Origin of the sequence: Paenibacillus sp. GCM10027629 (genome assembly GCF_042676425.1) — a bacterium.
Lineage (GTDB): Bacteria > Bacillota > Bacilli > Paenibacillales > Paenibacillaceae > Paenibacillus_K > Paenibacillus_K terrigena.
This window is the reverse complement of sequence record NZ_JBHTGZ010000020.1, coordinates 62,550-73,163: the sequence shown is the minus strand read 5'-3', so window position 1 is coordinate 73,163 and position 10,614 is coordinate 62,550. Positions and strand designations below refer to the sequence as shown.

Annotated in this window: 10 protein-coding genes, 1 rRNA gene and 1 other RNA gene; all 12 read right to left on the bottom strand. The window is 45.5% G+C overall.

Annotation, left to right across the window (positions count from 1 at the left end):
• Window positions 1-64, bottom strand: a 16S ribosomal RNA gene (locus ACFQZR_RS27710); the annotation flags it as partial.
• Between the two features lie 300 nt (window positions 65-364).
• Complete coding sequence (locus ACFQZR_RS27705; protein ID WP_379351550.1) at window positions 365-628, bottom strand: pro-sigmaK processing inhibitor BofA family protein; 264 nt, start codon at window positions 626-628, stop codon at window positions 365-367.
• Between the two features lie 12 nt (window positions 629-640).
• Window positions 641-898 (bottom strand): DUF2508 family protein, encoded by a 258-nt coding sequence (locus ACFQZR_RS27700; protein ID WP_018759373.1) that lies wholly within the window; start codon window positions 896-898, stop codon window positions 641-643.
• A 170-nt stretch (window positions 899-1,068) separates the two neighbouring features.
• Window positions 1,069-1,668: a recombination mediator RecR gene (recR, locus tag ACFQZR_RS27695; RefSeq protein WP_018759372.1), complete on the bottom strand. Its 600-nt coding sequence runs from the start codon at window positions 1,666-1,668 to the stop codon at window positions 1,069-1,071.
• Window positions 1,669-1,780: 112 nt separating this feature from the next.
• Entirely contained in the window at window positions 1,781-2,092 is a 312-nt protein-coding gene (locus ACFQZR_RS27690; protein ID WP_378234843.1) for a YbaB/EbfC family nucleoid-associated protein, read from the bottom strand.
• Between the two features lie 44 nt (window positions 2,093-2,136).
• Window positions 2,137-3,915, bottom strand: coding sequence for a DNA polymerase III subunit gamma/tau (dnaX, locus tag ACFQZR_RS27685; RefSeq protein WP_379351546.1), 1,779 nt, complete (start codon window positions 3,913-3,915; stop codon window positions 2,137-2,139).
• Between the two features lie 179 nt (window positions 3,916-4,094).
• Window positions 4,095-5,543, bottom strand: coding sequence for an ATP-binding protein (locus tag ACFQZR_RS27680; protein ID WP_379351545.1), 1,449 nt, complete (start codon window positions 5,541-5,543; stop codon window positions 4,095-4,097).
• A 142-nt stretch (window positions 5,544-5,685) separates the two neighbouring features.
• Window positions 5,686-5,953: signal recognition particle sRNA large type (ffs, locus tag ACFQZR_RS27675), an RNA gene on the bottom strand.
• Window positions 5,954-6,091: 138 nt separating this feature from the next.
• Window positions 6,092-6,289 carry a 50S ribosomal protein L31 gene (rpmE, locus tag ACFQZR_RS27670; RefSeq protein ID WP_018759368.1) on the bottom strand — a complete coding sequence of 66 codons (198 nt, stop codon included), beginning with the start codon at window positions 6,287-6,289 and terminating at the stop codon, window positions 6,092-6,094.
• A 130-nt stretch (window positions 6,290-6,419) separates the two neighbouring features.
• Window positions 6,420-7,688: a radical SAM family protein gene (locus tag ACFQZR_RS27665; RefSeq protein ID WP_379351544.1), complete on the bottom strand. Its 1,269-nt coding sequence runs from the start codon at window positions 7,686-7,688 to the stop codon at window positions 6,420-6,422.
• Between the two features lie 31 nt (window positions 7,689-7,719).
• Window positions 7,720-9,069: a transcription termination factor Rho gene (gene rho, locus ACFQZR_RS27660; protein WP_379351543.1), complete on the bottom strand. Its 1,350-nt coding sequence runs from the start codon at window positions 9,067-9,069 to the stop codon at window positions 7,720-7,722.
• Between the two features lie 191 nt (window positions 9,070-9,260).
• A complete protein-coding gene (locus ACFQZR_RS27655; RefSeq protein ID WP_379351542.1) occupies window positions 9,261-10,526 on the bottom strand; it encodes a UDP-N-acetylglucosamine 1-carboxyvinyltransferase in 1,266 nt (421 codons plus the stop codon).
• Window positions 10,527-10,614 lie beyond the last annotated feature (88 nt).

Here is a 10,614-nt window from a genome sequence, read left to right as displayed (position 1 = left end):
CGACTTGCATGTATTAGGCACGCCGCCAGCGTTCGTCCTGAGCCAGGATCAAACTCTCCAATAAAGTGTTTGACTTGCTCATAAACTTGCTAGCGAGATCATTACTGATCTCATTTATTGCTTTAATTCACTCGTTGTTCAGTTTTCAAAGATCAATCATTTCCGAAAGTTCTCTTTCGAAAACTCTCATTTCTTGTCGTCCGTTGTCTCAGCGGCGACTTTTATAATATATCACATCGCCGTTCTTTTAGTCAAGCACTTTTTTTGAAGTTTTTTGTCGCACTCTTCAGTGCTTCTTCAATTTTGTGCTCCGTTCGGAGCGGCGAGATTTAATTTATCATAGAATGCTTAGGGAAGTCAACAACTATATCACTGTTAATCTTATACAAACCAATAAAAGTACGCCTGGGATACCCAACAGCACTCCTGTAGCCATCGTTGTAGGATTAAGCGGAATATGAAGACCTGAGATGAGTCCACTATAATTGACAGCATAAATCGCTACTGCCGCAATGATAATCTGGCCAGCAAATATACTAAGCCAGCGCCACGTTAGGCGATACTTCAATAAGGTGTATGCAAGAAGCAACAAAGAAACTCCGAGCAGGATTGCCAATATGACCTTCATCATCATCCCTCCCTAAGCGTTCAACATCAATACACTCAATTGAATACGTTTGGCCTTCTTGATCAGCATGTCATATCGCTTCTCTGTCGCTTCTAGCAAGTAAATCGCATAATCAATTTCATCGACTTCTGTCGCCTCTTGGAACAATGCATGAGCGTTCTCCCACTCACGTTTAGCGACACAGATCTCTCTGTACAATAACATTTTCTCAGACACCGTCTGTTCCAATAGCACCCTTGCATCCCGATTCCACCATTTCCACCAAGCCATACCAAGCCCCTCCTTGTCCATTTTACGAATAACAACCAGCACGATACGGGTGTCTACAGCACCTTTACCGTTTGCCGCTATCCCATTCATATCAACGGAAGGACAAACTTAGAACCTAAAAAACAAAAAAAGCCCTATAAAATAGAGCTCAACATTTCAAATCATATGAATTAATTAATCTCTCTGCGCCCTTCAAGCGCTTTGGACAAGGTGACTTCATCAGCATATTCCAAATCCCCGCCCACCGGCAGACCGTGAGCAATACGTGTTACGCGGATACCGAATGGTTTGACCAATCTCGATAAGTACATCGCTGTGGCTTCCCCTTCGATATTCGGATTCGTCGCGAGGATCAACTCCTGCACGCGTTCATCACTTAATCGTCTTAATAGCTCCGCAACTCGGATTTCATCCGGGCCGATCCCTTCCATTGGCGAGATGGCACCATGGAGAACGTGATAGTACCCTTGAAATTCCTTCGTCCGTTCCATTGCAACGAGATCTCTCGATTCCTGGACTACACAAATTGCAGAGTTATCCCGGCTCTTATCCTGACAAATTCGACACGGGTCTACATCTGTTATGTTGCAGCATACCGAACAATAATGCAGATTGCGCTTCACATTAACCAGCGCCTTCGCAAAGTCGATCACATCATCTTCCTTCATTCGCAGCACGTGAAAAGCAAGCCTTGCTGCCGTCTTCGGTCCAATACCCGGCAAGTGGGTAAAAGCATCGATTAATTTAGCTATCGGTTCAGGATAATACACTGGCCGTGTCCCCTTCTACGCTCCTCAAAAACAGAAACAGCTGCATCATCCTTCAAGGAGAGCAGCGTTCCTGCGAGAATTATTATGATCAATTAATCTATTTCCGAGATAATTAGAACAAGCCAGGAATTTTCATACCGCCTGTAAATTTACCCATATCATCATTCGCCATATCTTCCGCTTTCGTCAAAGCATCATTCACCGCTGTCATTACAAGATCTTGAAGCATTTCGATATCTTCTGGATCTACCACTTCTGGTTTGATCGCGATGGACAAAATTTTCTTATGACCATTCACTTCAACAGTAACTGCGCCGCCGCCAGAAGTACCTTGAATCGTTTTGCCGCCCAATTCTTCTTGAGCTTTCAACATTTGTTCCTGCATTTTCTTCACTTGCTTCATCATTTGGTTCATATTGTTCATCGTTCTCAATCCCCTTTAGCTTATAGTGGTATTTCCATAATTATTTACTCATCTTTAATCACAACAAGATCTTCACCAAACATCTCGATCGCCTGGTCTACCCATGGTTCTGAAGAATTCTTCTCACCTGCAGTTGGTGCACCTGCTCCATCTTCAGGAACGAGTTGTAATTCACTTGCAGTCTCTGCTTGATCGGTGACAACCGAATTCCAGTCCTTAAGCATCATCGTAATCAGCTTATATGATGCACCAAGCACTTCCTTCATCACACGTTCAATGACTTCCCGGTTCGCCTGTCTTTCTGTCGTCTCCCGATGAATCGTATTCTTAAAACCTACGAGTACAGCATCTTCGGTTGCCGAGATAGGTTCTCCATCCATGAACCATGCATGAATCGTGACTTTCTCTTCCTTGACACGTTGCAGCACGCGACCCCATTGAGACCGAATCTGGACGAACGAAGCCGTGTCCTTCCCCGCAATGTAGAGATCCATCTTCGGTGGAATCTTAGCGACGATCGATGTCCGATTTGCCGTAGCTGCTCCACGTCCCGAGTTAGCTCGCCCTGAGGGAGAACCTTCTGTATTCGCCGGTGCGGACCCTGCACCTGATTGCATTAGCTGCTCTACTCGTTTCTCTAGCGTCGCAACTTGCTGCTCTAGCTGTTTGATTAACGCTACATCCGCCGTACTCATGGACGTAACAGTCGAGGATTTCACACCACCCGCAGGTGCTCCATCATGCATTGTGCAGATTTTAAGCATCGCCACTTCGAATAACGTCTGCGGATTCGTGGCATATTTCATTTCCACTTGATATTGATTCAAGATCTCGATGGTTCGGAATAACTGTTCCGCTTCAAAAGCTTCCGCAGTTATTCGAATCCGCTCCGAGTCCATCAAGCGTTCGGTCATACCATCAGCATGAGGGACCATCTTGACCATCAATAAATCGCGGAAATAGTAAATGAGATTCTCTACACATTTGTCAGCGCTCTTCCCATCTTGCATGAACCCTTCAATCGCCGTCAAGATATACGAGATATCATGTCGTTGAATAGCTTCTGCCAGATCAGCAAATTGTTCCGAAGGAATACCACCTGTAATATCCATCACTTGTTTGTAGGTGATCTGTCCATCCGTAAAAGATGCGGCTTGGTCGAGCAGACTTAGCGCGTCTCGCATCCCTCCATCAGATAGTCTTGCAATGTAGGATAGAGCATCTTCCTCTGCCGAGACTCCTTCACGCTCACATATCTTCTGCAAATGTTCGACTTGTTCCTGCAAAGATACACGACGGAAATCAAATCGTTGGCAACGTGAAAGAATCGTCGCCGGCAGTCGATGCGGCTCTGTCGTCGCAAGAATAAACATGACATGCGCTGGAGGTTCCTCAAGTGTCTTGAGCAACGCGTTAAACGCTTCTGTTGTTAGCATATGGACTTCATCGATAATATAAACCTTGCACCTTACTTCGGTCGGGGCATACTTGACCTTCTCTCGCAGGTCTCGAATTTCATCCACCCCGCGATTCGATGCAGCATCGATCTCAACCACGTCCATGACAGAACCTGCCGTAATCCGGATACAGGCATCACAAGTATTACAAGGCTCCACACTGGGTCCATGTTCACAGTTTATCGCCTTCGCCAAGATTTTGGCCGTGCTCGTCTTGCCTGTTCCGCGAGGGCCACTGAACAAATAGGCATGGGAATACCGCTGTTCGCGCAGCGCGTTCTGAAGTGTCTGAATAATATGTTTCTGTCCCACCATGTCTTGGAACGACTGCGGTCGCCAAGCACGATATAACGCTATATGAGCCATCGCAGTTACCTCTTTCAACATGTCGCTGTACATAAGCTATATTACCACAACATTATGGATGTTTTCGAATACTTCGTCCTCAAGAAGAGGGTTGATCACATTATACTACATCAACTTCCGCAAAAAAATAGCCCTTCTACTTGGAAAGGGCACCTTTTCATACATAGCTTCTAATTTTCTCATACTGACTCACCATGATAAGGAATGGAGACCGTAAAAGTCGTTCCAAATCCTTTCGAGGATACACGGATTACGCCACCTATATCATGGATGATCCGTTGACAAATGGATAGCCCGAGCCCGGTACCTTCTTGCTTCGTCGTAAAAAACGGATCAAAAATTTTGTCGATCATAAATACCGGAATACCTGGACCTGTATCATGAATCTCGATACAAATACGTTGTGCCGAATCCGTCCGAACGGAAATCGATAATATTCCGCCATCCACCATTGCTTCAATACCATTCTTACATATATTGAGAAACACTTGCTTCAATAGCTCACGGTCGGCAACAATCTTCGGAACCGGACCTGTATCATCGAATACGACAGCAACATCGTACAGAATTGCTTCATTACTTACGATTGGCAGCATTTCATTAATGATGGTATATACATCCACAATATCATACGATACATGCTTGGGTTTGCTAAGCAATAAGAATTCGCTAACCAAGTCATTGATTCGGTTCAACTCATTAAGCATGATCTCTGTGTAACCGTGCTCCTTCTCTAATCCCTTATCCTGCATCGTTTTCTTGAACATCTGCAGAAATCCCTTAATCGAAGTAAGCGGATTCCGAATCTCATGCGCCGTTCCCGCAGCAATCTGTCCGATCATCGCGAGGCGATCGCTCCGATTCACTTGCTCTTCCAAGGATCTAAGATTCGATACGTCTTTGAAAATAACATAGGCTCCAACAATGTCGCCTTCCTCATCCCTCAGCACGTTCGAGTCCATGAGCAGCTCATACCGGTCCTGATTATTCATCCAAGACATCGCGTGATTGCGTACGATAACCCCATCTAAGATGGCACGTTGAACCAACTGATGTTCCAATGGCATACCATAAAAAATATCCTGCATCGGTCTATTCATCACATCTTCACTCTGAATCCCAAGAATTCGGCAAGCCATGTCACTAATTTCGACTAAATTGAAATTACGGTCCATAATGATGACACCCAGGTTCACATCACGTATAAATGCACCTGAGAACTGCTGCAATAGGCTTAATTCACGCATATTCCGTGTATGGCTCATGATAATCGAATACATTGGTTCTCCGTCCAAGTGGATGGATAAAATCGTCGTATCTGCCTTGATCACATCGCCATTCTTTGCTTCGGCATGGATCCTGAAATACGATTGATTCTTATGTATCTGTTCATGAAAGCGAGTCATAAGCTCCCCGAGTGAATAGGATTCAACAAAAAATGTCTGCACCGACTGACCCAACACATCTTCAAGGTCATAGCCCAGCACCTTGGCAAAAAGCGCATTACAACACCTTACCACACCGCCCTGATCCACGAGAAGAGCTAACATATGAGGGAGTCTGTCCACGTAATACTTATAGGTTTCCCTAGTAAAGTCTAACCCTGGCGCAATGAACTCTGACATCATACATTCACCCCGATACCTCATATTAACCCTATGTTTGTTATATTCGGTTCGAATCACACTTTTCCTTCTTTTGTCAAAAAGAAGCATAAAAAAACACCATTCGTAACTTCCGTTACGCTGGTGTTCTATTCGTAAGGTTGTACCGTGCACCTGTCTCTGATCGTTGCGATCCGAGTGGCACCCTTACATAACAACTCGGGTCAGGCCACCCTCCGGCACATAGAACTTCCTACTTATGGCTGCTTCCTTCCGGACCTGACCAGGTTCATAGACATCCATTGCGGAGGACCCGACCGTCAACATCGCATGTAAAGACCAAACCTCACATCGACAAGACCTCGGACAGGAATTCAACCTCGCTATAGCGGATTGCGAGTTACAGGGCACCGCTGCCTCCCCATCTAGCACGGTAAAACCAAGTATAGCTTATATCTGTACAAAGCGCAACCTTTGCAAATATTTAACAAATGTTAACGCGTCAATGACGACAAAAAAACTCCCTGCACTCATGAAAGAGCCAGGGAGATTCTTGATAAGACAACTGGAAATTAGATGCCGTATTTCTTTTTGAATTTATCGACACGACCACCAGCATCCACAAATTTCTGCTTGCCAGTGAAGTGCGGGTGACAGTTGGAACAAATCTCAACGCGAAGGTTTGGCTTCACGGATCCTGTTTCAAATACATTGCCGCATGCGCAAGTAACTGTGGTGATGTGATACGTCGGCTGAATCGCTTGTTTCATCGAATTCACCTCTTTCCGCCCTGGGCTCTTTGCGACCCCAGAGTATATTGACACAATAGATGCATTATAGCATGTTGTCACATGGACTGCAATACAAAATGAAACGGCTTCATCGTCCTTATATTGGGGCTTAGTTCATGACCTGTTTGCGTCGATATTGCACAGGAGGAACATGCGTATAAGAGCCAATGACAACGTCCGGAAGCTCCGCTTGATAGATCTCAAGCATCTGCTTCATTCCGAGAATTTCACCTTGCGCCGGCGGGATTAATTCCAAATAACTCTCCGGGTCAATATTCAGATTCCGCATCTGAATTAGACGTAAATTCGTCCGCCGTGCGAATTCGATCATCGCTTCAACTTCTTCTTCCCGATCCGTTACACCTGGGAATATCAAATAGTTAATCGATGTATATACCCCTTGATCCGACGCGTATTTCAGCGATTTCTCGACATTCTTCAGCGTATACCCACGTGGTTTGTAATAAGCGTTATAATGATCGTCTAGCGCACTAATCGTACTAACGCGCATCAGATCAAGCCCTGCATCGACAATGGCACGAATATGGTCCGTTAATCCGGCATTCGTATTGATATTAATATAGCCCATCTGCGTCTTCTCTCTAACTTCCCGAATGGCTTCGACAATAATTTTGGCTTGTGTCGAAGGTTCACCTTCGCATCCTTGCCCAAAGCTAATGATGGATTCAGGCGTTGTGAGATGTGTCAGCATCACTTGCGATACTTCTTCTACGGTCGGTTTGAAGTTCATCCGTGTCTGCGGTGCTGGGAATCCACTGTCATCAGGCTGTTCAGAGATACAACCATAACATCCTGCATTACAGGAGAAGGATACAGGCACGCCACCTTCCCACCGATTCAAGAACGTATTCGAAGAGGTTAGGCACTCATAGCCTAACGCACAATTAGATAAATGCTGATACAACCGATTCTCTGGAAACTGCTTCGTTAGACGGTCAACCTGAATTTTTAGCTCATCGCGGTCACAGTTCATCGGGTTCCATTGCTCGGGATCATCCGATTTGTGCGCCGTAACGTAGAATGCACCATCTTTCCAGACGACCGCGGAGTAACCGAATAGCGGAAGCTTCTCGTCTTTGTTCGTCTTCACGTAGCTTGGAATACATAGGCGAGTAAATCCTTGTGGCAATAGCGCGCCCACGGCATTCACATTATCCTGCATTGCGACCATCTCACCCGTATCCGGATCAAGACCGATCGGCCGTGTGAAAGGTAAGCTAACAAGCGTCGCACCATCTGGCAGCGGAATTAATTCATCCTCTAATATCTCAACGATCATATCCGCACTACGCGCCAATGCGTGTAATTCCGGGTGATCATATACATTGCCTTGCTCATCTGCGTACACCAAATACATCGTGCTGCACTCCTATCTCATTCAAACGAAATTACATCGATCTCCCACTACCACTACCTACCGAAGATGATGCAGTCGATGCGGTCCGTGCAGTTCGACGAGGTGCCGATGAACTGGACGAACTGCTGCTCGAGGTTGCATTCAAATCCAAGGTAGCGAAGAATTCTTCATTGGTCTTCGTTTTACCGATTTTTCTTAAGAAATTATCTACAAATTCCATCGACTCGTTCATATTCTTACGAATGGCCCATACTTTGTCGAGCGCATCCTTCGTCATGAGCATTTCCTCACGGCGCGTGCCTGAACGGCGAATATCAATCGCAGGGAAAATACGTCTCTCCGCCAATTTACGGTCCAGATGGAGCTCCATATTGCCTGTACTCTTAAATTCTTCATAAATGATATCATCCATACGTGAACCTGTCTCCACGAGTGCTGTAGCAATAATGGTCAAGCTTCCGCCTTCTTCCACATTTCGAGCAGATCCGAAGAAGCGCTTCGGTTTGTGGAATGCAGCCGGATCAATACCACCGCTGAGCGTACGGCCTGATGGCGGCACGACAAGGTTATATGCACGTGCAAGACGTGTGATGCTATCCATGAGAATGACGACATTCTTCTTATGCTCAACAAGTCGCAATGCGCGCTCTAATACAAGTTCCGACACTTTAATATGATTCTCAGGCAATTCATCGAATGTCGAAGCGACCACTTCACCTTTTACCGAACGCTGCATATCCGTAACTTCCTCCGGACGCTCATCAATCAATAGAACAAACAGTTCGATCTCGGGATAATTGGTAGAAATACTGTTGGCGATTTCTTTGAGGAGAAGAGTTTTACCTACTTTGGGAGGAGCTACGATCAAGCCACGTTGTCCAAGTCCTACAGGTGCCAAAATATCCATAATTCGAGTCGAGAGATGCGCTGGGGATGATTCAAGAACAACCTTCTCTTGCGGATAAAGTGGGGTTAACGCTGGGAAATGAAGCCTTTCTGCTGCCGTATCTGGACTCTCACCATTGACCGCATTGACTTGAAGAAGACCGAAATAGCGTTCATTCTCCTTCGGAGGTCTACATTTACCGGAGACTAAATCGCCTGTCCTTAAGTCAAACTTGCGGATTTGCGAGGCAGAGATATATATGTCCTCCGCACTTGGCAAATAGTTAATTGGACGAAGGAAACCGAACCCTTCCGGCAAGATTTCCAATACGCCCTGCATAAACATCAGTCCGCTCTTCTCTGCCTGCGCTCTTAAAATTGCAAAAATAAGTTCTTTCTTCTTCATTTGCCCGTAATAAGGAATCTGGTACTGCTTCGCTAACTTATATAACTCCGTTAGCTTCATTTCTTCCAAATCAGAAATTTGAAGATCCATTCAATTAACCACCTATTCCATTAATAAGTCCGATATTAAAGTAGACTAGAAGAAACGACTTCGTCGTCCGTATAGGACGGCAAGCGTATCTTCGGAAATATAAGAACAATTTATCCGTGAAACTTATAAATTCTTATATTTCTAGCAAAAACAAAAATCTATCTTAGTAGTATTCCCGAGAAAATACCTGCTTATTCAGCAGGAACGAGTGTCTCACGCCATACCTCAGCACCTAGATCACGAAGATTCTCTACGAGATTGTCATAACCCCGATCGATGTATTCCACGCCTGTAATCTCCGTAACACCTTCTTCTACGGTTAACGCAGCGATCACGAGGGATGCGCCGGCACGTAGATCGGTTGCTGTTACTTTGGCAGCATTCAACTTGCTTCCTTCAGTAATAGCCGAACGTCCCTCGACACGAATTTTCGCGCCCATACGAAGCAATTCCGGAACATTCTTAAATCGATTGCTATATACGTAATCGGTCAACATGCTAACGCCATTCGCCTGTGTAAGCAAGCTCATCATCGGAGACTGCAGATCAGTCGCTAGCCCCGGATACACGAGTGCCTTCACGTCAATATTAGTGTAATTCGGTCCGCCAATGACGCGAATAGACTCATCCATCTCCTCAATGCCAACACCCATCTCTTGCAGCTTGGCTGTGAGAGCTTCCATATGCTTCGGAATCACATTATCAATTAGCACATTACCGCGTGTTGCCGCTGCTGCGATCATATATGTCCCTGCTTGAATGCGATCGGGAATAATCGAATGTCTGCATCCATGCATTGTTGCGACGCCTTCAATTCGAATCGTCTCCGTACCCGCACCTTTGATCTTCGCACCCATTGCATTGAGCAATGTCGCTACATCTATAATTTCAGGCTCTTTGGCCGCATTTTCAATCACGGTTGTACCTTTGGCCCGAGAAGCTGCCAGCATAATATTAATGGTTGCCCCTACACTCACCACGTCCAGATAAATCTTCGCGCCGCGAAGTTCTTTGGCATACACATGAATGGAGCCATAATCATTCGTCACGGTAGCGCCTAGCGCCTCAAAGCCTTTAATATGCTGATCAATCGGACGTGGCTCAAAATTACATCCACCTGGCATGCCGATCGTTGCTTCACCAAACCGCCCTAACATCGCACCCATTAGATAATAGGAAGCGCGTAATTTCTTAACTGGACCATTCGGCATAGGGATAGATTTCAATTCCGATGGGTCAATAGCCATTTGATTGCCTGAAAGTCTAACCTCCGCACCAAGCCCTTCTAGAATTTCCGCATACGTTGCTACATCGCTGATCAGTGGCAAATTATCTAGAACAACTTCAGTCTCACCTAAAATTGCAGCAGGAATAAGCGCGACTGCGCTATTCTTAGCCCCGCTAATTTGTACTGTACCGTGCAGCGGACGTCCGCCGCAAATCATTAACTTCTCCATAGAGTCAGAAATCCTCCTATGTATGTTCCAATTCATAGAAATGAGAGAAAAAAAGCTATAAACAAGAAGAAACGACTTCATCGTCCAA

Excerpts from the sequence above, each read along its gene's own strand:
- rpmE (WP_018759368.1), bottom strand. The coding sequence starts at position 6,289 with ATGAAACAAGCGATTCAGCCGACGTATCACATCACCACAGTTACTTGC.
- ACFQZR_RS27680 (WP_379351545.1), bottom strand. The coding sequence starts at position 5,543 with ATGATGTCAGAGTTCATTGCGCCAGGGTTAGACTTTACTAGGGAAACC.
- rho (WP_379351543.1), bottom strand. The coding sequence starts at position 9,069 with ATGGATCTTCAAATTTCTGATTTGGAAGAAATGAAGCTAACGGAGTTA.
- ACFQZR_RS27655 (WP_379351542.1), bottom strand. The coding sequence starts at position 10,526 with ATGGAGAAGTTAATGATTTGCGGCGGACGTCCGCTGCACGGTACAGTA.
- ACFQZR_RS27705 (WP_379351550.1), bottom strand. The coding sequence starts at position 628 with ATGAAGGTCATATTGGCAATCCTGCTCGGAGTTTCTTTGTTGCTTCTT.
- ACFQZR_RS27665 (WP_379351544.1), bottom strand. The coding sequence starts at position 7,688 with ATGTATTTGGTGTACGCAGATGAGCAAGGCAATGTATATGATCACCCG.
- ACFQZR_RS27690 (WP_378234843.1), bottom strand. The coding sequence starts at position 2,092 with ATGAACAATATGAACCAAATGATGAAGCAAGTGAAGAAAATGCAGGAA.
- ACFQZR_RS27700 (WP_018759373.1), bottom strand. The coding sequence starts at position 898 with ATGGCTTGGTGGAAATGGTGGAATCGGGATGCAAGGGTGCTATTGGAA.
- dnaX (WP_379351546.1), bottom strand. The coding sequence starts at position 3,915 with ATGGCTCATATAGCGTTATATCGTGCTTGGCGACCGCAGTCGTTCCAA.